This is a genomic window from Actinophytocola sp. (assembly GCF_035634895.1).
Taxonomy (GTDB): Bacteria; Actinomycetota; Actinomycetes; order Mycobacteriales; family Pseudonocardiaceae; genus Actinophytocola.
Map to the genome: position 1 here is coordinate 1 of NZ_DASQCC010000016.1, position 25,576 is coordinate 25,576.

28 protein-coding genes are annotated in these 25,576 nt (G+C 70.6%); 9 read left to right on the top strand and 19 right to left on the bottom strand.

The genetic code is table 11. The features are described from left to right. A partial coding sequence (locus VET29_RS02845; RefSeq protein ID WP_324914117.1) for an MGH1-like glycoside hydrolase domain-containing protein occupies nt 1–1,063 on the top strand: 1,063 nt, incomplete at its 5' end. Beyond that, nucleotides 1,060–1,953 carry a CehA/McbA family metallohydrolase gene (locus VET29_RS02850; protein ID WP_324914120.1) on the top strand — a complete coding sequence of 298 codons (894 nt, stop codon included), beginning with the start codon at nt 1,060–1,062 and terminating at the stop codon, nt 1,951–1,953. The genes VET29_RS02845 and VET29_RS02850, both read left to right, overlap by 4 nt. Here VET29_RS02850 and VET29_RS02855 read toward each other — a convergent pair whose 3' ends face one another. The 7 genes from VET29_RS02855 to VET29_RS02885 all read right to left on the bottom strand — a co-directional run bounded on the left by VET29_RS02855 (nt 1,954) and on the right by VET29_RS02885 (nt 10,288). Next, nucleotides 1,954–2,403, bottom strand: coding sequence for a hypothetical protein (locus VET29_RS02855; RefSeq protein ID WP_324914122.1), 450 nt, complete (start codon nt 2,401–2,403; stop codon nt 1,954–1,956). It abuts the gene before it with no gap. Beyond that, on the bottom strand, nt 2,400–3,152 hold the full coding sequence (locus VET29_RS02860; RefSeq protein WP_324914125.1) for a hypothetical protein: 753 nt from the start codon (nt 3,150–3,152) through the stop codon (nt 2,400–2,402). The genes VET29_RS02855 and VET29_RS02860 overlap by 4 nt, the downstream gene beginning before the upstream one ends. A gap of 79 nt (nt 3,153–3,231) precedes the next feature. Further along, complete coding sequence (locus tag VET29_RS02865; RefSeq protein WP_324914128.1) at nt 3,232–4,956, bottom strand: 1-deoxy-D-xylulose-5-phosphate synthase; 1,725 nt, start codon at nt 4,954–4,956, stop codon at nt 3,232–3,234. Between the two features lie 81 nt (nt 4,957–5,037). After that, nucleotides 5,038–6,072, bottom strand: a complete 1,035-nt coding sequence (locus VET29_RS02870) for a family 2 encapsulin nanocompartment cargo protein polyprenyl transferase (protein WP_324914131.1) — start codon at nt 6,070–6,072, stop codon at nt 5,038–5,040. Then, complete coding sequence (locus VET29_RS02875; RefSeq protein ID WP_324914135.1) at nt 6,069–7,463, bottom strand: family 2B encapsulin nanocompartment shell protein; 1,395 nt, start codon at nt 7,461–7,463, stop codon at nt 6,069–6,071. The genes VET29_RS02870 and VET29_RS02875 overlap by 4 nt, the downstream gene beginning before the upstream one ends. Nucleotides 7,464–7,467: 4 nt before the next feature. Further along, nucleotides 7,468–8,889, bottom strand: coding sequence for a family 2B encapsulin nanocompartment shell protein (locus VET29_RS02880; RefSeq protein ID WP_324914139.1), 1,422 nt, complete (start codon nt 8,887–8,889; stop codon nt 7,468–7,470). 409 nt (nt 8,890–9,298) lie between these two features. After that, nucleotides 9,299–10,288, bottom strand: a complete 990-nt coding sequence (locus VET29_RS02885) for an aldo/keto reductase (RefSeq protein ID WP_324914143.1) — start codon at nt 10,286–10,288, stop codon at nt 9,299–9,301. 72 nt (nt 10,289–10,360) lie between these two features. On the opposite strand from VET29_RS02885, the gene VET29_RS02890 reads away from it, so the two are divergent. From VET29_RS02890 to VET29_RS02905, 4 genes are all read left to right on the top strand, one after another. Further along, on the top strand, nt 10,361–11,233 hold the full coding sequence (locus VET29_RS02890) for a LysR family transcriptional regulator (RefSeq protein WP_324914147.1): 873 nt from the start codon (nt 10,361–10,363) through the stop codon (nt 11,231–11,233). A 70-nt stretch (nt 11,234–11,303) separates the two neighbouring features. Then, nucleotides 11,304–12,167, top strand: a complete 864-nt coding sequence (locus VET29_RS02895) for an NAD(P)-dependent oxidoreductase (protein ID WP_324914151.1) — start codon at nt 11,304–11,306, stop codon at nt 12,165–12,167. Then, the gene (locus VET29_RS02900) at nt 12,164–14,881 is read left to right on the top strand and encodes a glycoside hydrolase family 2 TIM barrel-domain containing protein (protein ID WP_324914155.1); all 2,718 of its coding nucleotides are present in this window, start codon (nt 12,164–12,166) and stop codon (nt 14,879–14,881) included. The genes VET29_RS02895 and VET29_RS02900 overlap by 4 nt, the downstream gene beginning before the upstream one ends. Nucleotides 14,882–14,909: 28 nt before the next feature. Continuing rightward, nucleotides 14,910–15,320, top strand: a complete 411-nt coding sequence (locus VET29_RS02905; RefSeq protein WP_324914159.1) for a VOC family protein — start codon at nt 14,910–14,912, stop codon at nt 15,318–15,320. Nucleotides 15,321–15,423: 103 nt separating this feature from the next. Here the strand turns inward: VET29_RS02905 and VET29_RS02910 are convergent, their stop codons facing one another. Beyond that, nucleotides 15,424–16,683 carry a ricin-type beta-trefoil lectin domain protein gene (locus VET29_RS02910; protein ID WP_324914162.1) on the bottom strand — a complete coding sequence of 420 codons (1,260 nt, stop codon included), beginning with the start codon at nt 16,681–16,683 and terminating at the stop codon, nt 15,424–15,426. A gap of 175 nt (nt 16,684–16,858) precedes the next feature. Between VET29_RS02910 and VET29_RS02915 the strand changes: the two genes are divergently transcribed. Genes VET29_RS02915 through VET29_RS02925 form a run of 3 tightly spaced genes read left to right on the top strand, consistent with a single transcriptional unit; the run spans nt 16,859 to nt 18,999 of the window. Next, entirely contained in the window at nt 16,859–17,080 is a 222-nt protein-coding gene (locus VET29_RS02915; RefSeq protein WP_324914165.1) for a hypothetical protein, read from the top strand. Then, nucleotides 17,073–17,921 (top strand): MoxR family ATPase, encoded by an 849-nt coding sequence (locus VET29_RS02920; protein ID WP_324914167.1) that lies wholly within the window; start codon nt 17,073–17,075, stop codon nt 17,919–17,921. Before VET29_RS02915 ends, VET29_RS02920 begins: the two co-directional genes overlap by 8 nt. Further along, nucleotides 17,914–18,999, top strand: a complete 1,086-nt coding sequence (locus VET29_RS02925; RefSeq protein WP_324914169.1) for a vWA domain-containing protein — start codon at nt 17,914–17,916, stop codon at nt 18,997–18,999. Before VET29_RS02920 ends, VET29_RS02925 begins: the two co-directional genes overlap by 8 nt. Before the next feature lie 26 nt (nt 19,000–19,025). On the opposite strand, the gene VET29_RS02930 is transcribed toward VET29_RS02925, so the two are convergent. From VET29_RS02930 to VET29_RS02980, 11 genes are read right to left on the bottom strand one after another with little or no spacing between them, the layout of a single operon-like run. Then, on the bottom strand, nt 19,026–19,448 hold the full coding sequence (locus VET29_RS02930; protein WP_324914172.1) for a hypothetical protein: 423 nt from the start codon (nt 19,446–19,448) through the stop codon (nt 19,026–19,028). Next, the gene (locus tag VET29_RS02935; protein WP_324914175.1) at nt 19,445–19,783 is read right to left on the bottom strand and encodes a hypothetical protein; all 339 of its coding nucleotides are present in this window, start codon (nt 19,781–19,783) and stop codon (nt 19,445–19,447) included. Before VET29_RS02935 ends, VET29_RS02930 begins: the two co-directional genes overlap by 4 nt. After that, entirely contained in the window at nt 19,780–20,049 is a 270-nt protein-coding gene (locus tag VET29_RS02940; protein WP_324914178.1) for a hypothetical protein, read from the bottom strand. Before VET29_RS02940 ends, VET29_RS02935 begins: the two co-directional genes overlap by 4 nt. A gap of 1 nt (nt 20,050) precedes the next feature. Next, nucleotides 20,051–20,290 (bottom strand): hypothetical protein, encoded by a 240-nt coding sequence (locus tag VET29_RS02945; protein ID WP_324914181.1) that lies wholly within the window; start codon nt 20,288–20,290, stop codon nt 20,051–20,053. A 1-nt stretch (nt 20,291) separates the two neighbouring features. After that, on the bottom strand, nt 20,292–20,519 hold the full coding sequence (locus tag VET29_RS02950) for a hypothetical protein (protein WP_324914185.1): 228 nt from the start codon (nt 20,517–20,519) through the stop codon (nt 20,292–20,294). Continuing rightward, nucleotides 20,519–20,776, bottom strand: coding sequence for a hypothetical protein (locus VET29_RS02955; RefSeq protein WP_324914189.1), 258 nt, complete (start codon nt 20,774–20,776; stop codon nt 20,519–20,521). The genes VET29_RS02950 and VET29_RS02955 overlap by 1 nt, the downstream gene beginning before the upstream one ends. A 1-nt stretch (nt 20,777) precedes the next feature. After that, on the bottom strand, nt 20,778–21,368 hold the full coding sequence (locus tag VET29_RS02960; protein ID WP_324914193.1) for an SRPBCC family protein: 591 nt from the start codon (nt 21,366–21,368) through the stop codon (nt 20,778–20,780). 1 nt (nt 21,369) lies between these two features. Next, the gene (locus VET29_RS02965; protein ID WP_324914197.1) at nt 21,370–23,757 is read right to left on the bottom strand and encodes an aerobic carbon-monoxide dehydrogenase large subunit; all 2,388 of its coding nucleotides are present in this window, start codon (nt 23,755–23,757) and stop codon (nt 21,370–21,372) included. A gap of 1 nt (nt 23,758) precedes the next feature. Further along, nucleotides 23,759–24,241 carry a (2Fe-2S)-binding protein gene (locus VET29_RS02970; RefSeq protein ID WP_324914200.1) on the bottom strand — a complete coding sequence of 161 codons (483 nt, stop codon included), beginning with the start codon at nt 24,239–24,241 and terminating at the stop codon, nt 23,759–23,761. A 10-nt stretch (nt 24,242–24,251) separates the two neighbouring features. After that, the gene (locus tag VET29_RS02975) at nt 24,252–25,109 is read right to left on the bottom strand and encodes a xanthine dehydrogenase family protein subunit M (protein WP_324914203.1); all 858 of its coding nucleotides are present in this window, start codon (nt 25,107–25,109) and stop codon (nt 24,252–24,254) included. Further along, complete coding sequence (locus VET29_RS02980) at nt 25,109–25,300, bottom strand: hypothetical protein (protein ID WP_324914207.1); 192 nt, start codon at nt 25,298–25,300, stop codon at nt 25,109–25,111. The genes VET29_RS02975 and VET29_RS02980 overlap by 1 nt, the downstream gene beginning before the upstream one ends. Nucleotides 25,301–25,576: the final 276 nt, after the last annotated feature.

Below are 25,576 nucleotides of genomic sequence, written 5' to 3' on the forward strand. Positions count from 1 at the left end.
TGCGGCCGAGCTGAACCCCGACTCCCCGAAGGCGCCACGCACGTCCGGCATCTGCCAGCCGCCGGTGCACGCCATCGCGTTGCGGCGCATCGTGGACATCGCCCGTTCGCAGGGAGAGCGTGCCACGGCGTACGAGCTGCTGAAGTACGCGTGGCCCAAGCTGTACCGGTGGCACGAGTGGCTGGTGCGGCACCGGGACCCGCTCGGCACGGGCATGCTGGCCATCGTGCACGGCTGGGAGTCCGGCATGGACAACTCGCCGCGCTGGGACCTGCCGTACGCCGAGGTGGTGCCTGGCCCGGACCTGCCGCCGTACGTCCGCCTCGACCGCGGCCTGGTGGCGCACGCGGACAGCGAACGCCCGAGCGACGTCGAGTACGACCGGTACCTGTGGCTCATCGAGGAGATGCGCAAGGTCCGTTACGACGCGGACGCGGTCGTGCGCACGTCGAGCTTCCTGGTCGGTGACGTGTTCGTGACGGCGCTGTTCGCGCTGTCGAGCGAGGTCCTGGCGGAGCTGGGGGAGGAGAGCGAGCAGCCGGCGTGGCAGATCCGGCAGCTGCGTGGCTGGGCCCGGCGGTCGCGGGCGGCCGTGGCGGCGTCCTACGACCACGAGTCCGGCCTGGCCCGGGACCGCGACCTGCGTGGCGACCGCTGGCTGTCGTCGTCGACCATCGCCGGGTTCGCGCCGCTGCTGTGCGGCGGGTTGCCGGTGGACGCGGAGAAGAAGCAGCTGGCCATGCTCTGTGGCCCGGACTGGGCGGGACACCCGGCCCTGTTCGCGCAGATCCCGCCGTCGGTGTCCCCGAACGACCGGGGTTTCCGGCCGCGCGAGTACTGGCGCGGCCCGGTGTGGCCGGTGATCGCGTGGTTGTTCGGCTGGGCGTTCGAGCAGCACGGCTGGCTCGCGGAGTCGACCCACCTGCGCTCGGAGTGCCTACGGCTCGCCGCAGACGGCTCGTTCGCCGAGTACTACCACCCGCTGACGGGCGAGCCACTCGGCTCGCGGCAGCAGTCCTGGACCGCGACCGTGGTGTTGGACTGGCTGCACACCGAGTCATGAACGCCTTCGACCTGCCGGGCCGGTTCTGGCGCGGCAACCTGCACACCCACTCGAACCTGTCGGACGGGGCACTGTCCCCTTCGGACACGGTGGACTACTACCGGTCCGCCGGCTACGACTTCGTCGCGGTCACCGACCATTTCCGTGCCGTGTACGGGTTTCCGCTGACGGACACGCGTGCCTACCGCACACCGGAGTTCACGACGCTGCTCGGCGCGGAGCTGCACGGGTCGCGGCAGTCGTTCTCGTCGGACTGGCACATCGTGGCGGTGGGGCTGCCGCTGGGCTTCCCGCCGGCGGACCGTGGCGAGACCGGCCCGCTGCTCGCCCGCAGGGCGCGCCGGGCCGGCGCGTTCATCGGCATGGCGCACCCGGCGGCGTCCCTGCTGACGCTGGCCGACGCGGAGAGCCTGGACGCCGCGCACGCGATGGAGGTGTACAACGCGGTGTCGGCGGGGGAGGAGCGCGGCGACAGCTGGCACCTGTTCGACGCCATGCAGTCCCGCGGCCACCGGCTGTCCGCCTACGCCGCCGACGACGCGCACTTCCAGCCGCAGGACCCGCCGGGGTGTGCGGCGTGGGTGCAGGTGCGTGCGCGGTCGCTGGAGCCCACGCAGCTGGTCGCCGCGCTGAAGGGCGGGCACTACTACTCCAGCACCGGCCCGGAGCTGCACGACGTGACGGTGACCGGCGACCAGGTGACGGTCCGCTGCTCGCCCGCCAGCCGGATCCTCGTCACCGGCGGGGTGCCCGGCAAGCAGATCCTCGCCGGCGACAGGCTGTCCGAGGGCACCCTGCCGGTGAAGATGTTCCAGGACACCTACTTCCGGGTGACCGTCGTCGACGCCGCCGGCGGCCGGGCCTGGAGCAACCCGACCTGGCTGCGCTGATCACCGGTCACGGGCGGCCGTTCGTGCCGCGGCCGCACCGGCGCCGATGATCAGCAGCAGCACCGCCAGGCCCCAGCGGCGTTTCTTCTCCGTCGCGTCGTGGCCCGCCGCCGACGGCTCCACCACCTGCGGCGCCACGAGGTACCGGTGCCGTGAGGTGGTGGTGGTCGCGGGAGGCGCGGTGGTCGGGGGTGGGCCCGCCCCCACCTCGGTCGTGGTGACCGGCGGTGCCGGGGGTCGTCGGTCCGGGTCCGTCGCCGTTGTCGGCGGGGGCGCCGGCAGCGGGGGCGTTGTCGTCGCTGTTGTCGCTGTCGTGTCCGGCGGGGGTGGTGTCGTGGTCGTCGTGACCGGTGGCGGGGTCTGCGGGTGGGTGTGCGGCGGGGACTGGGGCAGCACGCAGATCGTCACGTTGACCACCACCGCGACGACGATCCCGATCAGGCAGTTCATCGCAGCCTCTCCAGTGCGGACCGGAACGCCGTCGGACCCACCTGCGCGCCGCCGCTGTACGGGTTCTGCAGCTGCTTCGTCGAGAACAGGAGCATGGTCATCGTCGCCGCCAGGATGGACACGATGAGGACCTGCGTCCCGGGTCTGGGGCCACCGAACAGGATCGGCAGTGCCACCGCCATCACGGCCCCGGCCACCAGCGCGAACCACACCACCGAGTTGACCTCGTCGTCCGACGCCGCGTTCAGCCGGTCCTGCCGTGCCTGGTACACCTGCCACAGCCGGGTGGCGGCCTCGATCTTCTGGCTGTTCGTCCAGTCGTCGGTCGCCGGGGTCGCGGCCACCGCGGCGCGCAGCTTCGCCAGCGTGTCCCACCCGGCGTCGCCGACGGGCTCGCCCGCCCGCATGCGCGGCCACTCCCGGTCGATCACCTCACGCGCGTAGTCCCGTGCCTGCGGCGCGACGTCGTTCGCGTGCATCGCCTTCGTGGCCCACACCGCCGCCACCAGGCTGTCCGCCTCCCGGTAGGAACCGGCCTCCGCGGCGGACACGCCGTCGAGCAGGGAGATCAGCACGAACGCGAGGAGTACCGCCTGTAGCCCGCCGACCAGCGTGAACACCTGGCCCGCCGCATCGTTGTTCCTGACGAGGCCGTCCGCCTCGCCGGTTCTGCGCACCAGGTAGGCCAGCCCGCCCGCGAGCATCGCGATGCCGACGACCCACAGCACGCCGGTGACGTACAGGTTCATGCCCAGTCCCGATTCCTCGCCGCGGTGACCCGCGAGGGCCGCCGTCCCGGCTTCACCGTGGGGAGCCCGAGTAGTGTCATCAAGCCGCCTTCAGTCGCTTGAGGACGGTCGCCGTGATGCCGTCCGCGTCCAGTCCGTGTGCCTTCAGGATCTCCGTGCGGCCGCCGTGTGGGAGGAACGCCGGCGGCAGCGCGAACGTCGCGACATGGCCGGGGTTCGTCAGCGACTGGGCGAGCCTGCCGCCCAGCGCCCCGGTGGCGGTGGTGTCCTCCACGGTCAGCACCAACCGGAACTCCGCGGCGAGCCGGACCAGGCCCGGATGCAGGGGCACTGTCCACTGTGGATCGACGACCATCGTGGGGACGTCGTGCCGGGCCAGCTCGTCCGCCGCGGCGAGGCAGGCGGCGGCCAGCGGACCGACCGCGACCAGCAGCACCGACGCGCCGGGCACCTCGCGCAGCACGTCGTAGCCGTCCGCCCGCCGCACGGCGGGGATGTCCTGGCCCGCGGGCGCCTTGGGGTACCGCAGGACGGTCGGCGCGTCGGAGACGCCGACCGCGGTGTCGAGCAGGGCGCGCAGCGTCGCCGGGTCGCGTGGCGCGGCCAGCCGCAGGCCGGGTACGACCGGCAGGACCGACGCGTCCCACATGCCGTGGTGGCTCGGCCCGTCCGGCCCGGTCACCCCCGCGCGGTCCAGCACGAACGTCACCCCGAGCCGGTGGAGCGCGACGTCCATCAGCACCTGGTCGAACGCGCGGTTGAGGAACGTGGCGTAGATGGCGACGACCGGGTGCAGGCCGCCCATCGCGAGGCCCGCCGCGCAGGTGACCGCGTGCTGCTCCGCGACGCCGACGTCGAAGACCCGATCGGGGAACCGTGCCGCGAACGGCCCGAGCCCGGTCGGCAGGGTCATGGCGGCGGTCAGGCACACGACATCCGGCCGTGCCGCGCCGAGTTCGACGACGGCGTCGGCGAACACCGAGGTCCAGGACCGGGCCTCGCCCGAGGAGGACGGGCCGATCGCGTGCATGCGGTCGGCGTCGTCCTCCTCCGCCGGTGGGTAGCCCTTCCCCTTCTCGGTGACGCAGTGCACGACCACCGGCCGTCCCAGCGCGGCCGCGTACTGGAAGGCCTTCTCCAGCGCGACGACGTCGTGCCCGTCCACCGGGCCCAGATAGGCGAACCCCAGTGTCGTGAACAGGTTCGTCGCGGCACGACCGGCACGCAGGCGGGCCAGGTGCGCCGCGAGGACGCCGACGGTCGGCGCGTACGAGCGGCCGTTGTCGTTCAACACGATGATCACGCGCCGCCCCGGCGCGGCGCCCAGGTTGTTCAGTGCCTCCCAGGCCATCCCGCCGGTCAGCGCGCCGTCACCCACCACCGCGACCACCCGGCGGCCGGTGTGGCCGCGCAGCTCGAACGACCTGGCCAGTCCGTCCGCATAGGACAGTGCGGTGGACGCGTGGGAGTTCTCGACGAGGTCGTGGACGGACTCGGTGCGGGACGGGTAGCCGGACGGGCCGCCGGCCTGCCGCAGCGCGCCGAGGTCACCGGCGCGGCCGGTGAGCAGCTTGTGCACGTAGGCCTGGTGGCCGGTGTCGAACAGCAGCGGGTCCCGCGGTGAGTCGAAGACCCGGTGCAGCGCGATGGTCAGCTCCACCACGCCGAGGTTCGGGCCGAGGTGGCCGCCGGTGCGGCGCACGGTGTCCACCAGGAACGCGCGGATCTTCGCGGCCAGCGCCATGAGGTCCACCACGGACATTCGGCGCAGGCCGGCGGACGTGGTCAGCGCGGTCAGCGGCATCGCGGAAACCTGAGGGGACGCATGGGTCTCCTGTCGTGGGAGGCGCAGCAGGCACGCCTCTTCATGGCACCGGGGACGGGGTCAGTGGTCGCGGTGGATCAGGTGGCGGGCCAGGTCGGTCAGCTCGGCGACCGGGGTCGTCGGGTCGAGGCCGTTCAGCTGGGCGATGGCCCTGACCAGCAGCTCGTCGGCCTGGGACTGGCTCCACGCGCGACCGCCGGCCTGCTCGACCAGGTCAGCCACGCGCGGCAGCTCGTCGTCGGGTGGGGGAGCGGTTCGTGCGTACACGTCGGCGAGCTCCCTGCCCGCCAGGTTCTCCGCCGTCAGCGCCGCGACCACCGGCAGGGACTTCTTGCGGTTGCGGAGGTCCGAGAACACCGGCTTGCCCGTCGTGTTCGGCCGGCCCCAGATGCCGAGCAGGTCGTCGACGTGCTGGAAGGCGAGACCGAGCTGTTCGCCGAACGCGCGCAGGTGCCCGATCTGGTCGATCGTCGCGCCGCCGAACAGGGCGCCCACCGCGCATGCGCCACCCATGAGCGCCGCGGTCTTGCCCATCACCATGTTCTCGCACTCGGCAAGGTCCACAGTGGACCGTTGCTCGAACGTCATGTCCGCCCACTGGCCGTCCACCAGGTCCTGCACGGCCTCGGTGAGCGTCCGTGTCGCCGGGCCGGCGGCCGGATGGCCGCTCGAGGCGAGGACGTCGAGCGCGAGCGTCAGCAACGCGTCCCCGGCGAGGATCGCCGCGCCGATGCCGAAGAGGCTCCACGCGGTGGGGCGATGCCGCCTGGTCAGGTCGCCGTCCATGACGTCGTCGTGCAGCAGCGAGAAGTTGTGCACCAGCTCGACCGCCACCGCGGCCGGCACCGACTCGCGGGGCGAGCCGCCGACGACCGCCGCGGACAGCAGCACGAGCGTCGGGCGGATAGCCTTGCCGCCCTGCGTCGACGCGTGCGAGCCGTGCTGGTCCCACCAGCCCAGGTGGTATCCGGCGATCCGCCGCATGGACGGCGGCAACGTGCCCACGGCCGTGCGCAGCGTGGGTTCGACCAGCTCCCGGCTCCACGCCAGCGTCTGGTCCGTGCTGATGATCTGCTCCGGTGCCACCATGGTCATCGTCCGATCTCGACGTTCTCGAGGACCCCCAGCGCGTCCGGAACCAGCACCGCCACCGAGAAGTACACGCTCACCAGGTACGACAGGACCGCGTGGTCGTCGATGCCCATGAACCGCACGTTCATGCTCGGCCGGACCTCGTCGTCGATGTCCACGGTGTGCAGGCCGATCACGCCCTGGTCCTCGACCCCGGTACGCACCACGATGATCGACGAGGAGTTCCCCTCGGTGATCGGGATCTTGTCGCACGGCAGGATCGGCACGCCGCGCCACGTCTGCACGGCCGAGCCCTCCAGCGGCACGTTCGCCGGGTAGATCCCGCGTTTCGTGCACTCGCGCCGGAACGCGGCGATCGTGCGCGGGTGGGCCAGGAAGAACCGGGACTTGCGGCGCCGGGACAGCAGCTCGTCCAGGTCGTCCGGGGTCGGTGGGCCGGACCGGGTGAAGATCCGCTGCGACAGGTCCGCGTTGTGCAGCAGGCCGAACGAGCGGTTGTTCACCATCTCGTGCTCCTGGCGCTCGCGCAGGGCCTCGATGGTCAGCCGCAGCTGCTCCTCGGTCTGGTTCATCGGGTCGTTGTAGAGGTCCGCGACGCGGCTGTGCACGCGAAGCACGGTCTGTGCCACGGACAGCTCGTACTCGCGTGGCGCCAGCTCGTAGTCGACGAACGTGGCTGGCAGCTCGGCCTCGCCGGCATGCCCCGACGACAGCTCGACGGCCGCCTCACCGGCCCGGTTCCGCGCCGGCACCGGCCGGGACAGCGTTTGTCGCAGGTGTTCGCGCAGGGTGTCGGACCGGCCGTTCAGCTGCTGGAACGACTGCCCGGCCAGCACGAGCACGGTGCACGGCGTGCCGGCCCGGACCGTGAAGCCCCAGGTCCCCTCGGTGCCGGCGAGCGCCTCGCTGCCGAAGTGGTCGCCGTCCGCGAGCACCGCGGTCACCTGGTCGTCGCCGTACGGTCCCAGGGTGATCTTGTTCGCCCGGCCGTGGGCCAGCAGGAACACCTCGGTGCGCGGCTGTCCCGACCCGACGATCACGTCACCGGCCGCGTACTCCCGCTGCTCGAACCGGTTCGCGAGCGCGGTGAGCACCTGCTCGTCGGCGAAGTCCCGCAGCAGCGGCAGCTCCCGCAGCTCGGCCGGCACCACGCGGACGGTGGTGCCCTCGCTGACGAACGACAGCCGGCCGTCGCCGACCGCGTAGGTCAGCCGGCGGTTCACCCGGTACGTGCCGCCCGCCAGGTCCACCCACGGCAGCATCCTGAGCAGCCACCGCGTGGTGATGTTGCGCATCTGCGGCCTGGACTTGGTGGTCGTGGCGAGGTTGCGGGCGGCGCCTGTCGTCAGGCTCGTCCTGGTCGCCTCGACAAGCGGAGTCTCCACAGTGGACACCGGGTCAGCCTTCCCTTCCCAGCTCGACGTTCTCGAGCACCCCGAGCGCGTCGGGCACGAGCACCGCACACGAGTAGTACGCGCTGACCAGGTACGACATGATCGCCTTGTCGTCGATGTTCATGAACCGCACCGAGAGGCTCGGCTGGTACTCGTCGGGGATGCCGGTCTGGTGCAGGCCGACGACGCCCTGCCGCTCCTCGCCGGTACGCAGCAACAGGATCGAGCTGGTGCGGTGCTCGCTCACGCCGATCTTGTTGCACGGGAGGATCGGCACGCCCCGCCACGCCGGCACGCGGTGCCCGTGGTGGTCGACGGAGTCCGGGTAGACGCCGCGCCGGCTGCACTCCCGGCCGAACGCGGCGATCGTGCGCGGGTGCGCCAGGAAGAAGCCCGGGTCCTTCCACACGGTCGCGAGCAGGTCGTCGAGGTCGTCCGGGGTCGGCGGGCCGGACCGGGTGTGGCGGCGTTGGGACAGGTCGGCATTGTGCAGCAGCCCGAAGTCCCGGTTGTTGACCAGTTCGTGCTCCTGGCGCTCGCGCAGGGCCTCGATGGTCAGCCGCAGCTGCTGCTCGAACTGGTTCATCGGGTCGTTGTAGAGGTCGGACACGCGGCTGTGCACGCGAAGCACGGTCTGTGCCACGGACAGCTCGTACTCGCGTGGCGCCAGCTCGTAGTCGACGAACGTGCCGGGCAGCCGGGCCTCCCCCTCGTGCCCGGACGACAGCTCGATCCGGGCCTCACCATGCGGGTTCTGTGCCCGCGACCGCCCCGACCGGAACGCGGCGACATGCGCCCGCAACGAGTCCGACCGGCCGAGGACCTCGTCGAAGACGGGCTGCGGCAGCACGAGCACGGTGCACGCGGTCTTCGCCCTGACCGAGTACTCCCACATGCTCTGGGGGTCGGCCAGCGTCTCGTCGCCGAAGTGGTCGCCGTTCGCGAGCGTGTCGAGCACCGCCTCGTCGCCGTAGCGGCCGGGGCCGACCTTCTGGACCTTGCCGTGCGCGATGAGGAAGGCCTCGTTCGACTCATGTCCGAACTCGACGACCGTGTCGCCCGCCGAGTACTCCCGCTGCTCGAACCCGTTCGCGAGCGTGTCGAGCACCTCGTCGTCCTCGTAGCCCCGCAGCAGCGGCAGCTCGCCGAGCTCGGCCGGGATGACCTGGATACCGTTGCCGCCACCGGTGAACGTGAGCCGGCCGTCGCAGACGGCGTGGGACAGGCGGCGGTTCACCCGGTACGTGCCGCCCGAGACCTGCACCCAGGGCAGCATCGCGAGCAACCAGCGCGACGAGATCGCCTGCATCTGGGGGACGGACTTCGTGGTCGTGGCGAGGTTCCGCGCCGCGTCCGTCGCCAGGCTCCGCCGTGGCCGGTCGCCGTTCGTCCCGGCACCGGACGCCACCGGTTCCGTCACCGTCACAACACACCACCAATCATGTGGTCGAGCTGTCGGAAAATGTGATCAAGTACGCGAGTTCATTCATTCCTACACCCGGACGGAACCGGTCCACAGTCGACCAAGAGAGTGACCACGAGCGTGGTCGGAAATTATCTGGGGATCACCGCGTATTCACTCGATCGTCGGGTGATGGTCGGCCGGCAAATTATCTGAGTGTGCGGCCGATATGCGGCACGAGATATGGTTGGGACGAAAGTGTGGTGGTGGGGACACGATTGGCTGAACCTCGGTAAATGCTGCGCTCACCGTATCGGCCTAATCCGTTCGGCCGGTTATATACGGTCAGTCGAGGACCGTTACGCAGACAGATCGGCACGGTCGACGAACTTACCGTCAACCGTGCCGGAATTCTGTTGTCGTGATTGTTTTGTCAGGCGCCCGCGGTGTCCAGCCGTCGCAAGTGATCTTCGGAGAGCTTGATGTCGAGCGCGGTCATCGAGGCGTCGAGCTGTGCCAGGGTGCGTGGCCCGGTCAGCGGTGTCACGGTCGGGTTCATCTGGTGCAGCAGCCAGGCGAGCACCAGTTGGTTCGGCCGTACCCCCAGTTCCGCGGCGAGGCCGGTCAGTGCCGCGAGCCGCGCGTCCGAGTCCGGGCCGGCGTAGTCGGACATCTTCGGGTCGACCGCGCGCTTCGCCGGGTCGTCGTAGATCCCGTTGAGGATCGGGGAGTACGCGACGAGTGAGATCCCCGGGTTGGCGCGCAGGTGGCTCAGTTGCTCGTCGTCCACAATGGACAGTGTGGCGGCGCCGCCGCGGGGCCGCAGGTAGCTGTGCTGTTGCTGGATGGCGACCGGCGCGGGCCACCCGTTGCGCTCGCAGAGACCGAGGATGCGCTCCAACCGCCAGGTGCGCACGTTCGACCAGCCGACGTAGCGGATCTTGCCGGCGCTGACGAACTGGTCGAGTGCCCCGAGCGTCTCCTCCAGCGGGGTGTCGAGATCGTCGACGTGGACGTAGTAGAGGTCGATGTGGTCGGTGCCGAGCCGGCGCAGGCTGGCGTCGAGCGAGTCACGGAGGGTCGGTGCGCCGGCGCCGACGTACTTCGCCGGCCAACCGTTGCCGCGCTGGGCATCCGGGTCCTCGACCCAGGCGCTGCCCTTGGTGGACAGGAAGACCCGGTCCCGGTTCCCGCGGCTGGCGAACCAGCGGCCCAGCACGGTCTCGCTCTCGCCGCCGGTCAGGCCCGGCTCGGGCCACCAGGCGTAGCAGTCCGCGGTGTCCACAAAGGATCCACCGAGGTCGAGGTAGCGGTCGAGCATGGTCAGTGAGGTCGGCTCGTCGGTGCGCGTACCCATCCACATCGCCCCGAGGGCGAGCTGGCTGACCTGCACACCGGTGCGGCCCAGTTCTGTCGTCTGCACGTCTTCGACACTATGTTCGCCCCGACTGATACGTCCAATGCAAACTTCGGCCCGGTTCAATACGCTGGACGTATGGAACTACGTCAGGCGGCCGCGTTCGTGGTGACGGCCGACGAGGGGCACGTGGGCCGGGCGGCGGCCCGGCTGCACGTCACGCAGCCGACACTGTCCAGGCAGATCGCGGCGCTGGAGCGGTCGCTCGGCGTGCCGCTGTTCGACCGGACCCGCAGGCAGCTGGCGCTCACGCCGGCGGGGGAGGTGTTCCTGGCCGGGGCGCGGGAGCTGGTGCGGCGGGCCGACGAGCTGGCGGCGGCGGCACAGCGGGCGCACCGGGGCGAGCTGGGCGTGCTGCGGGTGGGGTTCGTGCAGTCGGCGACGTTCGCCGCGCTGCCGCGGTTGCTGGGTGCGTTCCGTGCGGCGGTGCCGCACGTCCGGGTGGAGGTCACGGCGATGACCACGCTGCGTCAGGTGGACGCCCTGGCCGACGATCGCATCGACGCGGGCCTGCTGCGGCCCCAGTTCACCGTGCCCGACCTGCGACTGCGGACGATGTCCCACGACGAGCTGTGCGCCGCGCTGCCCGGCGGGCATCCGCTGGCGCGCCGCCGGCGGGTGTCGCTCGCGGACCTGGCGGACGAGTCCTTCGTGTTCTACGAAAGGGATTCCGGGCCCGCGGTGCACGACACGATCGTCGGGCACTGCCGGGCGGCGGGGTTCAGCCCCCGGATCGTGCAGGAAGCCGTTGACGTACAGACGATCGTGGCCCTGGTGGCCGCGAACCTCGGCGTGTCACTGCTGATCACGCCGACTCCGCACACGGACGAGAAGGCGGTCGTGTACCGGCCGCTGGTGGAGAAGCTGCCGACCTGGGAGATGTCCCTCGCCTGGTCGGTGCACAACAGGTCACCGGTCCTGGCAAGACTTCTGGAGTCCGCCCCGGCATGACGGCCAGTGACCAACCACGCCGCTCGGGTGAACTCGACGCATCGCCGCTGGACTACCTATGCTGGCCGGGATGAGCCACGTACCGAGCCGGGTCCTGGTCACCGGGGCGGCTGGCCGGCTCGGCAGTGCGGTGCTGCGCGTTCTCGCGGCACAGGGCGCGGCCGTGGTCGGCCTGGACCGCGTCGACCCAGGCGGCGTTGAAACGTTCTTCACCGGCAGTGCCGGCGACGTCGACCTGGTCGCGCGGGCCGTTGCCGGCGTCGACGCCGTGATCCACCTCGCCGCCATCCCGCGGCCCACCCTCGGCGCGCCCGAGGAGGTGTTCGTCAACAACGCGGCCGCCACGTTCGTCGTCCTCGACCAGGCGGCGCGGGCCGGCGTACGGCGCGCGGTGATCGCGAGCAGCCTGTCGATCACCGGGCTGCCGTTCTCGCCGCGGCCGGCCGTGCCCGGCTACGTGCCGGTCGACGAGGCGATGCCGCTGCAGATCGGCGACCCGTACGCACTGTCCAAACTGGCCGATGAGGCGACCGCCGAGATGGTCGCGCTCCGGGACGGCATGACTGTGGTCCCGCTGCGGTTCCCCATGCTCGGCGAGCCCGAGTTCCTGGTCGCCGAGGCCGAGCGGCACCGCGCCGACCCGGCGTACGCCGCCGCCTCGCTGTGGGCCTACCTCGACATGCGCGACGCCGCCATGGCCTGTTGGCTCGGCCTCACCGTGCCGGCGACCGGCGTGCACCCGCTGTACCTGGCGGCGCCGGAGACGCTCTCGCCGTACCCGACGGAGGACCTCGTCGCACGCTGCTTCCCCGGGGTGCCGGTCCGTGCCCCGCTGCCCGGGCGCACCGTGCCGATCGACACGTCCGCGGCCAGTTCGCTGCTCGGTTTCACCGCCGCGCACCTCTTCGACATCACCCCGGCGGAGCTGCCATGACCTACCTCGACGAGTTCGCGCCGCACCAGGGACTGCGCACCCCACGCGCGTACCTGCGCACCGACGCACCGCGGCTGGCGCTGGACGGGGACTGGCGGTTCCGGCTGTCGCCGATCGCCGACCTCCCGGCCGACTTCGCCGACCCGGCGTTCGACGACGGTGGCTGGGACACACTGGCGGTCCCGGCCCACTGGACGCTGCACGGATACGGGAGTCCCTGGTACACCAACGTTGTCTACCCGTTCCCGGTCGACCCGCCGCACCCGCCGGAGGAGAACCCGACCGGTGACTACCGTGTCGCGTTCGACCTGCCCGACGACTGGGCGGGACGGTCGGTGGTGCTGCGGTTCGACGGCGTCGAGTCGTGCGCGAAGGTCTGGCTCAACGGCACGGAGTTGGGGTTCTTCACCGGGTCGCGGCTGCCGGCGGAGTTCGACGTGACGCCGGTGCCCGGCCGGAACGTGCTGGCCGTGCGGGTGCACCAGTGGTCGGCCGCCAGTTACCTGGAGGACCAGGACCAGTGGTGGCTGCCCGGCATCTTCCGGTCGGTGACCCTGGAGGCACGCGGCGACCTCGACGACGTGTTCGCCCACGCGTCCTATGTGGACGGACAGGGCACGTTGCTGGTCGACGCCTCGGTGCCGGCGACGGTGTCCGTGCCCGCGCTCGGCATCTCCGTGCCCTCCGGCACGTCGGTCACGGTTCCGGTCGAGCCGTGGAGCGCCGAGCGGCCGCGGCTGTACGACGCCACGGTGTCGACCCCGGCCGAGACGGTCGAGCTGCGCATCGGGTTCCGCACGGTGTCCATCGTGGACGGTGTGCTGCTGGTCAACGGCGAGCCGGTCCAGTTCCGGGGCGTGAACCGGCACGAGTTCCACCCCGACCACGGGCGTGCGGTGCCGTCCGAGACGATGCTCGAGGACGTGCTGCTCATGAAGCGGCACAACATCAACGCCGTGCGCACGAGCCACTACCCGCCACATCCCGCGTTCCTCGACCTGTGCGACGAGTACGGCCTGTGGGTGATCGACGAGTGCGACCTCGAGACGCACGGGTTCACGTTCTCCGGCTGGGAGAAGAACCCGTCGGACGTGTCCTCCTGGCGCGACGCCTATCTGGACCGGATGCGCCGCACGGTCGAGCGGGACAAGAACCACGCGAGCATCGTGCTGTGGTCGCTGGGCAACGAGAGCCACACCGGCGCGAACCTCGCGGCGATGGCGTCGTGGACGCGGCAGCGGGACCCGTCCCGGCCGGTGCACTACGAGGGTGACGCCGACTGCGCGTACGTCGACGTGTACAGCCGCATGTACGCCTCGCACGCCGAGGTCGACAAGATCGGGCAGGAGCCCGGGATCCCGTTCCTGCAGTGCGAGTACGCGCACGCGATGGGCAACGGGCCGGGCGGGTTGGCCGAGTACGTCGCGTTGTTCGACAAGTACCCGCGCATCGCCGGCGGTTTCGTGTGGGAGTGGATCGACCACGGGCTGCGGCATCCGGAGTTCGAGTACGCGTACGGCGGTGACTACGGCGAACCCATCCACGACGGGAACTTCGTGGTGGACGGGCTGGTGTTCCCGGACCGCACGCCGTCGCCGGGCCTGCTGGACGTGAAGAAGGCGTACGAACCGCTCCGGATCTCCTTCGTGGACGGGCGGGTGGTCGTGCGGGAGCTGCGACCGGTGCCGCCGCTGCGGTTCGAGTGGACGGCTGGTTCCTCGTCGGGCGTGCTGGACGCCTCGTTCACGCTGCCGTCCCTGCCGCCGTCCGCCGAGGAGACGTGGCTGACCGTGCGGGCGGTGCTGGCGTCGGACGAGCCGTGGGCGCCCGCCGGGCACGAGATCGCGTGGGCGCAGCACCAGCTGTCGGCCGGGGACGACTCGGTGCCGGCCGGCCCCGATCGTCCACAGTGGATCGACAGTGGGATCTCCTTCGGCACGGCGGAGTTCGACCGCTTCGGCCGGTTGACGACCTTCGGTGGCCTCGCGGTCGGCGCGCCGCACCTGTCGCTGTGGCGGGCGCCGACCGACAACGACCGGGGCGAGTACGTCAACCTGCACGAGACGTGGCGGGCTCTCGGCCTGCACCGCCTGACACACCGGTTCGACTCGCTGACGGCCGGCGACACGCTGGTCGTGCGGGAGCGGACGGCCGCGGCGGCGCTGGCGCGAGGCGTGCAGGTGACCTACGAGTGGGCGTCGGCGGGTGACGGGCTCGCGCTGACGGTGCGGGTGGACCCGGACGGCGAATGGCCGGAGCCGATCGCGAAGCTGGCGCTGACACTGCCACTGCCGGCGTCGCTGGACCGTGTGACATGGTTCGGCCGCGGTCCCGGCGAGTCCTACCCGGACACCGGCCTGGCGACGCGGTTCGGCCGGTTCGAGTCCACTGTGGACGATCTGCAGACGCCGTATGTCAGACCGCAGGAGAACGGCCGGCGCGGCGAGGTCCGCTGGGCGACGCTGACCGACACGCTCGGCCGCGGCCTGCGGGTCGGCGGCTCGTTCGGCTTCGCCGTGCGCAGGTGGACCGACGCCGACCTGGCCGCCGCGCGGCACCGGAACGAACTGGTCGCCGGTGACGGTCTGTGGTTGACCATCGACGTGGGGCAGCAGGGAATCGGCACCGGATCGTGCGGACCGGGCGCTTTGCCCGAATACCTGCTCACGCTGCGGAAGACCGAGTTCACCGTCGTGTTGTCACCGTTGTCGTGACCCGGTTGTTCTGCCAGTATGCGTGGCCATGGCAAGCACACTGAACCCGTACATCAACTTCGCCGGCAACGCCCGGCAGGCCATGGAGTTCTACGAGCAGGTGTTCGGTGGCACGCTGCGGCTGAGCACGTTCGGTGACTTCGGTTCGGAGGACGCACCGAACGGCATCATGCACGGCCAACTCGAGACACCGAGTGGCTACACGCTCATGGCCGCCGACAACCCACCCGGCCAACCACACCAGCCGGGCAACAACATCACCGTCTCCCTGAGCGGCGACGACGGTGAGGAGCTACGCGGCTACTTCGACAAGCTGTCCAGCGGCGGCACCGTGACCCTGCCCCTGGAGAAGCAGGCTTGGGGCGACGAGTTCGGCATGGTGGTCGACCGGTTCGGCATCGCCTGGATGGTCAACATCGGCACCGCCACGGAAGGTTAGGCGCCTTCCCGAAGAGGCGTCCTGAGTCGAGCGGCGGTGCATGGGATGGAGCGGCGACGGGTGCTGCCATGCCGGTGCGGCACCCGTCGCCGTGCCTAGGGGTTCAGCCGACGTTCCACTTCTGGCTGGCCGCACCGGTGCAGGTCCAGATCTGCAGGCGCGTGCCGTTCGCCGAGCTGCCGCCGGTCGCGTCGAGGCACTTGTTGGCCCCGACGTTCGCGATGTCCTTGGCCGCCTCGACCCGCCACTTCTGCGCGTTGGATCCGTTGCAGTCGTAGAGCTGGATCTTCGTGCCGTCGGCCGTGCCGGCCGCGGTGACGTCCAGGCACTTGCCCAGCGCGCGGATCGTGCCGTCCGAGCCCACGGTCCACTGCTGGGCCGCGGTGCCGTTGCAGTCGTACAGCTGGACGGCGGTGCCGTTCGCGGTCGCGGCGCCGGCCACGTCCACGCACTTGCCGCCGATGCCCGTGATCCGGCCGCCGGTGCCACCGCCTCCGCCGCTCGTGTCGTTGGTGACACGCACGTAGTCGACGGTCAGCGTGTTCGGCATCGGCGTGCTGCCGTCGGGGTCACCCGGCCAGTAGCCGCCGACCGCGAGGTTCAGGATGACGAAGAACCCGTGGTCGTACACCCACCGGTTGCCGTTGAGGTCGGCCGGAGTCCTTGTCTGGTAGGCGTTGCCGTCAACCGACCAGACGATCTTGTTGGGGGACCAGTCGACGCGGAACGTGTGGAAGCCGTCCGCGAACGGCGAGCCGATCGAGTAGCCTGCGCCGATGCCACCGGAACCGGAGTAGCCGGGGCCGTGGAGCGTGCCATGGACGGTGTTCGGCTCGAAGCCGACGTTCTCCATGATGTCGATCTCGCCGTCGGTCGGCCAGTTGCCGCCGCCCAGCAGCCAGAACGCCGGCCACATGCCCTGTCCGCGCGACATCTTGAGGCGCGTCTCGAAGCTGCCGTAGGCCTGGGAGAACTTGCCGGACGTGTTGAGCCGGGCCGAGGTGTACTCGCACCGGCCGTACCAGCAGTTGTAGTTGCCGGGGTTCTCGCGCCGCGCGGTGATCACCAGGTTGCCCTGGCCGTCGTGCACGGCGTTGCTGGTCGAGTTCGTGTAGTACTGCCGCTCGTGGTTGTTGACGTTGTCGCCCGTCTCCATGTTCCACTTCGAGCCGTCGACCGGCGTGCCGGCCGGTGCGTTGAACTCGTCGTCGAACGTGGTTGCCGCGATGCCGACGTCGCTGCGGGCGTTGTCGGCCGGCGCGGCGGCCAGCGCGGTGTGGTTCGCGGGTGTCAGTACTGCCGCGGACGTGGTGAGCACGGCCGCGATCGCCAGTAGAAAACGTCGAGAGGGGTGCGTGGACATCTATGTCACCGCCGACGCTCGTGTGTTTGTTGTCTTTGGCAACAAAGAGTGCCATGGTCCAGACCACGCGACAAGGGGTCAGACCAATTTTCTGAAACCGGTTCCGGCGCCCCGATCTTAACCCATCGCTTAACAGGCGGCTGCGATACGGTCACTGTCCGCGTAGCTTGGAGTGATGACTGGAGCACGAGACCAGGCAGCTGTGCGGGACATCTGGGAGCTGAGCGGCGCTGAGCTGCCGCAGGGACACGGCAAGGCGTGCAAGGCCATGAAACACGTCGGTTTCGCCGAGGTGGACGACGACCTCCGCGCCGCGTGGCGGGACAAGCTGGCGCGTGAGGGCAAGCTGGGGTCCCGGACCGTCGCCGACCTGTTGGCCGAGCGTCGCGGTGACTGACGGTGGTGTCGCCGGCCTGACCGAGGCCCTGCGGGAGGGTGGCTACCTGGCCGATCGTGGGCTCGCGACCGCCGTGCACGTCGCGTTGTCGCTGCGGCGGCCGCTGCTGCTCGAGGGCGAGGTCGGGGTCGGCAAGACCGAGATCGCGAAGGTGCTGGCCACGGTCCTGCACCGCGACCTGATCCGGCTGCAGTGCTACGAGGGCATCGACACGAACCAGGCGCTGTACGAGTGGGACTACTCGCGCCAGCTGCTGCACCTTCGAGCGTCGTCGCAGGCCGCCGACCTGTTCGGCCCGGAGTTCCTGCTGGAACGGCCGCTGTTGCGGGCCGTCCGCGCGGGCGAGCGGGCCGTGCTGCTGATCGACGAGATCGACCGCGCGGACGACGAGTTCGAGGCGTTCCTGCTGGAGGTGCTGTCGGACTTCCAGATCAGCATCCCGGAGATCGGGACCGTTGCGTGCGAGCGGCCGCCACTCGTGATCCTGACGTCGAACCGGACCCGCGAGCTGCACGACGCGTTGCGGCGGCGGTGCATGTACCACTGGATCGACTACCCGTCGTTCGATCGCGAGGTCGAGATCGTGCTGCTGCGGTCCCCCTCGGTGCCGGCGGCGCTGGCGCGGTCGGTGGTGGCGGCCGTGACCCGGTTGCGCGGCCTCGACCTGGTCAAACCGCCGGGCGTGGCGGAGACGATCGACTGGGCCACGACGCTGGAGTTCCTCGGCGCGGCCGGGCTGTCGCTGCCGCTGGCCGAGGATACGCTCGGCGCGGTGGTGAAGGAGCACGACGACCTGGCGCTGGTGCGGGAGTCGCTGGGCGAGATCGTCTCCGATGCATGAGCTCGTCCGGTCGCTGGTGGGTTTCGCACGGGCGTTGCGAGCGGCCGGGCTGGTGGTCGGCACCGGTGACGCGGACGCCTTCTGCGCGGCGGCCGCCTGCCTGGACCCGACCGATCTCGCCGATCTCTACTGGGGCGGCCGGTGCACGCTCGTGACGCGGCACGCGGACATCCCGTTGTACGACGCGGTGTTCCGGCGGTACTTCCTCGGCGGGGCCGATGCCGCCGCCGTCGGGGAACCGCGTCCGGCGCCGGCCGCGGTCCGCTTCGGGACGTTCACGGTGCCGTCGGTGGAGCCGGGTGCCGCCGAGCTCGAACAGGAGTCCCTGGGACTGGTGGCGTCCACTGTGGACATCGCGCGGCGGCGGGTGTTCGTGTCGTGCACGCCGGCGGAGCTGGCCGAGCTGCGGCGAATCCTCGCCCGGCTGCGGCTGACCCCGCCGCGACGGCGGACGCGCAGGCTTGGCCCCGCGCGGGCGGGGCGGGTGCTGGACCTGCGGCGGATGGTGCGTGCGGCGCTGCGTACGCAGGGAGAGCCGGCCTCGTTGCGGTGGCGCGAGCGGCGGTCGCGGCCCAGGCGGCTGGTGCTGCTGCTGGACGTGTCGGGTTCGATGGCCGCCTTCTCCCGGACGCTGCTGCAGTTCGCGCACACGACGGGGCGGTCGTCCCGGCGGGTGGAGGTGTTCTGTTTCGGGACCCGGCTGACGTACCTGACGCGGGTGCTGCGGAAGCGGTCGGTGGACGAGGCGCTGCGGATGGCCGGCGAGACGGTGGCCGACTGGGAGGGCGGCACGAGGATCGGCGCTTCGGTGGACGCGTTCGTGCGGGGGTGGGGCAGGCGGGGGATGTCCCGCGGGGCGACGGTCGTCATCTGCTCGGACGGGTTGGACCGTGGCGAGCCGGTGCTGCTGGCGTCCTCTTTGGACTCGCTGGCGCGGCTGAGCCACCGCATTCTCTGGGTGAGCCCACATGGGACGGCTCGCTCGGTGGCGATGATGGTGGCCGAGCCGTACCTCGACGCCGTCCTGCCGGCGGCCTCGCTGGGGGACTTCGCGCGGCTGTTGCCACTGTTGGGCTGACTCCCCAGGCATGCGCGCGCCGCGGGTCAGTCCGGGGTCCTCGGGGAGGTGAGCGGGCTCGCCGTGCGGGTCTCGTACTCGCCGATCCATTCCGGGCGCCAGCTGTTGTCGAACTTCTGGGTGTTGCAGTGCGGCTCGTACATGGCGACCAGCTCCGCCACTATCCGTTCGCGGTGGGGGCGGGTGTCGCCCGGTACCTCGAACCACGCGACGTGGAGTTTCCACCTGTCGCCTGCCCGTGCGGTCCAGCACGGTGTCCTCGGGTGGCGGAACGGCAGCCCGGCCGCCGACAGGTCGTCCGCCTGGTCGGCGTGGATCACCGCGTAGCGGGACGACGGCGGTAGCCGGTACATGATCACGTAGACGCCCGGCCTGCCCGGCGGCACCCAGCCACCGAGCAGGCGTGGGCCCTCGAACAGGTAACCCGCGGCCGACCCCAGTCTGATCACTTCGACCGGTAGCCCACCGTCTCGTGTAGACGCGACCGCCTCGTGCCCGACGCCGGGCGCGCCGGGCCGCGTGGCGGGACGGCCGACGCCGCACCCACGATCCGTTCCGCGAAACCGTAGAGCAGCGGCAACGCCGAGGCCACCACCTTCCCCGTGCGGTTGATGTGCTCCACCCCGGGCACGATGTCCGCGGCGTGGCCGCGGATCTTCTTCACCAGCCGCGCGCATTCCGCCAGGTTCGTGGCGATCCGGGTCAGCAGCGTGCCGATCCAGAACAGGAAGAACGCCAGGCCCGCGATCAGCACCACGATCTCGACCACCGTCAGCACGATCACGACGCACCACCCGACGCCACGCGGCCCAGGAACAGGTGATGCCGCAGGCCTTCCGCCAGCACCGCCTCCACCCCGTCGGCCGTCCTCGGGACCAGGGCGGCGTGTTCGGTGTTCTCCGCCACCGACTCCAGCGTGTGCCGGACCTCCGCCACCCGCCGGTCGATCAGCCTCACGAAGTACACCAGCAGGCTCAGCAACGCCACCACGGCCACGATCACGACGGCGCCCAGCACCAGCACCAACGTCCAGTACTCGTTGTCGGTCATGTCAGCCTCCCAGCCTGGCTCGGCCCCGCGCGAGACCGGCGACGATCTTCTCCGCGTGGTCGATCGTCGTCGACAGCGCGGCCAGTGGCGCCGTGTTCGTGCGCGCCTGGACCAGGGCGCGGTCGATCTGCGTCGCGCGTCCGGCGATTCCGCGTGCCAGCAGGATGATCGGCGTCACGAGCGCGACCACCGCCACCACCACGACCAGCCCGATGATCAGGCCGAGTGTCCAGCCGCTCATGTCACACCCCCTCCGCCCACTCGCGGACAGGTTTCAGGTTGGCGTTGACCGAGGTCAGCCTCGCCGGCACCGTGCTCGTGCGGTCCGCGATCGACTCGACGCCGCCGATGACCGCGTCCAGCGTGTGCGTCACGTGTCGCAGGTGGACGATCACGCGCAGCAGCGCGACCGCGGTCAGTCCGATGATCAGTGCCGCGGCCACCAGTGTGACCCACGCTACGGCAGGCATTACCCCTCCAACAGCTTCTGCACGCTGCCGGCGTAGCGGACCGCGCCGACCTGGACTTCCTTGATCGTCTCGTCGCTCGTCGCCAGCAGTCCGGGCACCGGTTCGAGGTCGTCGTTCAGCCCACCGCCGTCGGCGAGGATCTCGTCGCCCGCGTCGCGAATCCGTTCGACGGCCGCGAGGATCCGGTTGAGCAACGCGATCACGACCGGCAGCACCACGACCAGCAATGCCAGCGCGCCCACCCACCACAGAGCCATGTCAGACACCCTTCGTACGGAGACGCCGCGCGTTCGAGCCGAAGAACCGCCAGAAGACCCGTCGCAACGCGGTCGTCGCGGCCGCGAGGCCGATCGCGAAGCCGCTCACCGAGCCGGCGCCCCCGGTGCGTTCCTCGCCGCGGGCCCAGCGCGGGATGTCCTCGGCCACGTTCGTCGCGAACCGTCCCAACAGGACGTTCGTGACGTCGGTGATCATGCCGCGGCCGTACTGGGCGGCCGCACCCGCGATCGTGAGGTCCTGCTCGACCGCGATCCGGGTGCCGCCGGCGGACTTGCTGAGCGTCGCCGTCAGGACCATCGACGCGTGGCCCTTGCCGCGTTCCTCCGCGCCGGCCGCGTTCAGCACGACTCGCCGCCCGGCCTCGTCGCGCTCGACGATCCGTGCCGTGCCGGCGAAACGCAGGGACACCGGACCCATCCGGACGCTGACCCGGCCCTTGTAGTTGTCCTCGTCCACGACCTCGGTCAGCTCGGTGCCCGGCAGGTTGGGTGCCATGCGGGGCACGTCGAGCAGGTAGGCCCACACCCGCTCGACCGGTTGTGGCACCTCGAAATCACTGGTGATCAGCACGTCAGCTCCTCACCGGGGGCGCGCCGGACACGTTCTGTCCGCTGTTGATGGCCTCCCACACCCGGTCCGGCAGCAGCGGCATGTCGATGTTGCGGACCCCGGTGTCGGACAGGGCGTCCAGCACCGCGTTCACGAACGCCGCGGGCCCGCCGACCGCCGCGCACTCGCCGACGCCCTTCGCGCCAAGGGGATGGTGCGGACACGGCGTCACGACCTCGTGCAGCTCGAAACCCGGTGTCTCCCAGGCGGTCGGCAGCAGGTAGTCCATGTAGTTCGAGCCGACGCAGTTGCCGTCCGCGTCGAACGTGATGAACTGCATGTTCGACATCGCGTACGCCTCGGTCAGGCCGCCCATGATCTGCCCCTCGACGATCATGGGGTTGATCCGCACGCCGCAGTCGTCGACCGCGACCACGCGCAGCACGTCCCACACGCCGCTCTCCGGGTCGACCTCAACCGTCACGATGTAGCAGGCGAACGGCCAGGTCAGGTTCGGCGGGTCGTAGTAGGCGTTGTTCTCCAGGCCGGGTTCCATGCCGTCGGGCATGTTGCCGTACGCGGCCGCCGCACACTCCTGAATGGACACACCGCGGTCCGGCGCGCTGCGGATGTAGAACCGGCCCAGCTCCCACTCGACGTCCTCCTCGGACACTTCGAGCAGGTGCGCGGCGAGCTTGCGTGCCTTGGCGCGGATCTTGCGGGCCACCATGGCCACCGCCGCGCCCGCGACCGGCGTCGACCGGGACGCGTAGGTGCCCATGCCGAACGGCGCGGTGTCCGTGTCGCCCTCCTCGACGACCACGTCCGCGGCCGGGATGCCCAGCTCGTGCGCGACGATCTGCGCCCACGTGGTCTCGTGACCCTGCCCCTGCGTCTTCGCGCCGGTCCGCAGGATCGCCTTGCCGGTCGGGTGCACCCGCAGCTCGGCCGAGTCGAACATCTTGATGCCCAGGATGTCGTACTCGCGGCTGTTGCCGGCGCCGAGCGGCTCGGTCATCGTGGAGATCCCGATGCCCAGCAGCCGTCCGTGCTTCGCGGCCTCCTCCTTCTCGCGGAGGAACTGCTCGTAGTCGATGGCCGCCAGGCCGATGTCGAGACACTTCTGGTACTGGCCGGAGTCGGTGAGGAAGCCGAACGGCGTGCGGTAGGGGAACTGGTCGTCGCGCACGAGGTTGATCCGGCGGAACTCGGCGGGGTCCATGCCGAGGTCGGCCGCGGCCGCCGCGATGATGCGTTCCTGGAAGAACATCGCCTCGGTGACCCGGAACGAGCACCGGTACGCCACACCACCCGGCGCCTTGTTCGTGTAGGCGCCGCGGGCCGTGATGTGCCCGGTCGGGATGTCGTAGCAGGCGAACGCCGAGTGCACGAGCCCGATCTTGAACTTGCTCGGCTGCGCGTCGGAGAAGAACGCGCCCTGGTCGGTGTCCGCGTGGAACCGGACGCCGAGGATCCTGCCATCCCTGCGCAGCGCCAGCTCCCCGTCGAAGTACATGTCCCGCGCGAACCCGGTCGAGATGAGGTTGCCCGACTTGTCCTCGATCCACTTGACCGGCGTGCCGAGCAGGATCGAGCACAGGATCGCGCAGACATATCCGGGATATACCGGCACCTTGTTGCCGAACCCGCCGCCGATGTCCGGCGAGACGATCCGGATCATGTGTTCGGGCAGCTCCGCCACGAGCGCCACCGCGGCCCGGATGATGTGCGGCGCCTGCGTGGTCATGTAGACGGTGAGCTTCTCGGTCGCCGGGTCGTAGCTGGCGACCGCGCCGCAGTTCTCGATGGGCGAGGGGTGCGAGCGCGGGTAGTGCAGCGACAGCTTGGAGACCACGTCGGCCTGCTCGAACGCGCGGTCGGTGGCCGCCTTGTCGCCGACCTCCCAGGCATAGCAGGTGTTGTCGGTCTGGCCTTCCTTGTCGTCGCGGATGATCGGCGCGTCCGGGGCGTGTGCCTGCCGCGGGTTCACGATCGCCGGCAGCGGCTCGTACTCGACGACGATGGCCTCACAGCCGTCCTTCGCCGTGTACGGGTCGTCGGCGACCACGCACGCGACCTCCTGGCCCTGGAAGCGAACCTTGTCGGTCGCGAGCACGGCCTGCGTGTCGTAGGACAGGGTCGGCATCCACGCGAGGTTGCGCTGTGCGGCCATCTCGCCGGTCAGCACCAGCCGGACACCGGGAATCTCCCACGCCTTGCTGGTGTCGATGGACTTGATGCGCGCGTGCGCCACCGGGCTGCGCAGGATCTCCATGTGCAGCATGCCCGGCAGCGTGATGTCGTCGACGTAGTTGCCGCGCCCGCGGATGAACCGCGCGTCCTCGACGCGTTTCCGGCTGGCGCCGAGGCCGCCGATGCCTATCTCGTCGAGCTGCGATGGGTTGGTCACCTCACACCTCCGCGGGCTTCATCTTCGCGGCGGCCCACAGGACGGCCTTGACGATGTTCTGGTAACCCGTGCAGCGGCACAGGTTTCCCGACAGCGCCCAGCGGACCTCCTCCTCGGTCGGGTCGGGATTTCGTTGCAGCAGGGCCATCGCGCTCATCATCATGCCGGGAGTGCAGTAACCGCACTGGAGTCCGTGCTCCTCTCGGAAGCCCTCCTGGACCGGGTGCAGCTCGCTGGCCTTCGCCATGCCCTCCACGGTCGTGACCTCGTGCCCGTCCGTCTGGACGGCGAGCATGGTGCACGACTTGACCGCCGTGTTGTCGACGAGGACGGTGCACGCGCCGCAGTTCGTCGTGTCGCAACCGATGTGGGTACCGGTCAGGCCGAGTCCCTGGCGCAGCAGGTGCGCCAGCAACAGGCGCGGCTCGACCTCGGCCGTGCGCGTGGCGCCGTTGACCGTGACGGTGATGCTTCGCTTGTCCACGTGATCCCCTTCAGACGGCGACCGGCGTCAGCTCGAGCGCGCGGGTGACGAACGTCCTGACGACGTGCCGTTTGTAGTCCGCGCTGCCGCGGTGGTCGGTCCGTGGCTGGGCGGCCTCGGCGGCGAGCCGGGCGGCCTCCTCGACGACCTCGGGTTCCAGCGCGCTGCCGGCCAGCACCTGTTCGGCAGCGACCACCTTGATGTTGTTGGCCCCCACCCCGGTCAGGGCGACGCCGGCCGTCAGCACCGTGCGCCCGGCCAGCTCCAGCGCCACCGCGACACCGGCGGTCGCGAAGTCACCGACCCGGCGTTCCAGCTTGAGATAGCGGCCGAACGGGGTCCCGGTGGGCACCGGGATCCGGGCCGCGATCGCGATCTCCCCTGGCAGCAGGGCGTTCTGGAACGGTCCGGTGACGAACTCGCCGGCCGGGACGACCCGGCGGCCGTTCGGTCCGGTCGCCACGATCGACCCGTTGAGCGCGAGCATCACGGACGCCCAGTCGCCCTGCGGGTCTGCGTGACACACCGACCCGACGAGCGTGCCGCGGTTGCGCACGATCGGGTCGGCGATCAGCGGCGCGGCGGACGCCATGAGCGGCCACCGGTCGAGTCCGGTCGAGTACTCCAGGTCGACGTGCCGGCAGAGCGCGCCGACCTCCAGCGCGCCGTCGCGGACCTCGTGGTACCCGAGGTCGGGCAGGCCGTTGATGTCGACGAGCAGCTCCGGTGTCGCGAACCGCAGCTTGACCATGGGGATCAGGCTCTGTCCACCGGCGAGGACCTTGGCCTCCTCGCCGTAGGTACGCAGCAGTTCGAGCGCGCCGCCGAGGGACTCCGGTGCCTCGTAACGGAACCGTGCCGGGTACATCAGGTCTGCTCGGGTTCGCGCACGGCAACGGGCAGGGACTCGTCGTCGGGGTCCGGCCGCGGCTCCTGATGCGGCGGCCACGGCCCGGCGACGGGCTGCGCCGCCACCTTCAGCCAGCTCACGACCGACGGAAACGCCCAGATGGTGGGGCTCTTCCCGGTCCTGGGCGCATCCTCGAACAGCTCATACATACGTGGGTTCCCGCCGTCCATGCGCTGATCGTCGTAACGCGGCTCGACCGGTCGCAAGCACTCCGTAACCGATTGCTTAATGCCCCATAAGCGTTCCCGGTCCCGCTGGTGTCCCGCGCCGGAAATCAGGCAACCAATTCGGCGGCCCAGCTTCCTGCTGGCGGCGTTGCCGGTTCGCCCAAGTACGACCCAGTACGACCCAGTACGAGGGCGAACCGGCGCCTTGCCAGCAGAAACCCGGATCCACCGACTTAATCACCGCATTCCCGGCGCGGG

What these genes read in the sequence shown, in the direction of transcription:
- VET29_RS02850 (WP_324914120.1), top strand. Translation starts at nt 1,060, where the DNA reads ATGAACGCCTTCGACCTGCCGGGCCGGTTCTGGCGCGGCAACCTGCAC.
- VET29_RS02855 (WP_324914122.1), bottom strand. Translation starts at nt 2,403, where the DNA reads ATGAACTGCCTGATCGGGATCGTCGTCGCGGTGGTGGTCAACGTGACG.
- VET29_RS02860 (WP_324914125.1), bottom strand. Translation starts at nt 3,152, where the DNA reads ATGAACCTGTACGTCACCGGCGTGCTGTGGGTCGTCGGCATCGCGATG.
- VET29_RS02865 (WP_324914128.1), bottom strand. Translation starts at nt 4,956, where the DNA reads ATGCCGCTGACCGCGCTGACCACGTCCGCCGGCCTGCGCCGAATGTCC.
- VET29_RS02870 (WP_324914131.1), bottom strand. Translation starts at nt 6,072, where the DNA reads ATGACCATGGTGGCACCGGAGCAGATCATCAGCACGGACCAGACGCTG.
- VET29_RS02890 (WP_324914147.1), top strand. Translation starts at nt 10,361, where the DNA reads ATGGAACTACGTCAGGCGGCCGCGTTCGTGGTGACGGCCGACGAGGGG.
- VET29_RS02895 (WP_324914151.1), top strand. Translation starts at nt 11,304, where the DNA reads ATGAGCCACGTACCGAGCCGGGTCCTGGTCACCGGGGCGGCTGGCCGG.
- VET29_RS02900 (WP_324914155.1), top strand. Translation starts at nt 12,164, where the DNA reads ATGACCTACCTCGACGAGTTCGCGCCGCACCAGGGACTGCGCACCCCA.
- VET29_RS02905 (WP_324914159.1), top strand. Translation starts at nt 14,910, where the DNA reads ATGGCAAGCACACTGAACCCGTACATCAACTTCGCCGGCAACGCCCGG.
- VET29_RS02910 (WP_324914162.1), bottom strand. Translation starts at nt 16,683, where the DNA reads ATGTCCACGCACCCCTCTCGACGTTTTCTACTGGCGATCGCGGCCGTG.
- VET29_RS02915 (WP_324914165.1), top strand. Translation starts at nt 16,859, where the DNA reads ATGACTGGAGCACGAGACCAGGCAGCTGTGCGGGACATCTGGGAGCTG.
- VET29_RS02925 (WP_324914169.1), top strand. Translation starts at nt 17,914, where the DNA reads ATGCATGAGCTCGTCCGGTCGCTGGTGGGTTTCGCACGGGCGTTGCGA.
- VET29_RS02940 (WP_324914178.1), bottom strand. Translation starts at nt 20,049, where the DNA reads ATGACCGACAACGAGTACTGGACGTTGGTGCTGGTGCTGGGCGCCGTC.
- VET29_RS02945 (WP_324914181.1), bottom strand. Translation starts at nt 20,290, where the DNA reads ATGAGCGGCTGGACACTCGGCCTGATCATCGGGCTGGTCGTGGTGGTG.
- VET29_RS02950 (WP_324914185.1), bottom strand. Translation starts at nt 20,519, where the DNA reads ATGCCTGCCGTAGCGTGGGTCACACTGGTGGCCGCGGCACTGATCATC.
- VET29_RS02955 (WP_324914189.1), bottom strand. Translation starts at nt 20,776, where the DNA reads ATGGCTCTGTGGTGGGTGGGCGCGCTGGCATTGCTGGTCGTGGTGCTG.
- VET29_RS02975 (WP_324914203.1), bottom strand. Translation starts at nt 25,109, where the DNA reads ATGTACCCGGCACGGTTCCGTTACGAGGCACCGGAGTCCCTCGGCGGC.
- VET29_RS02980 (WP_324914207.1), bottom strand. Translation starts at nt 25,300, where the DNA reads ATGTATGAGCTGTTCGAGGATGCGCCCAGGACCGGGAAGAGCCCCACC.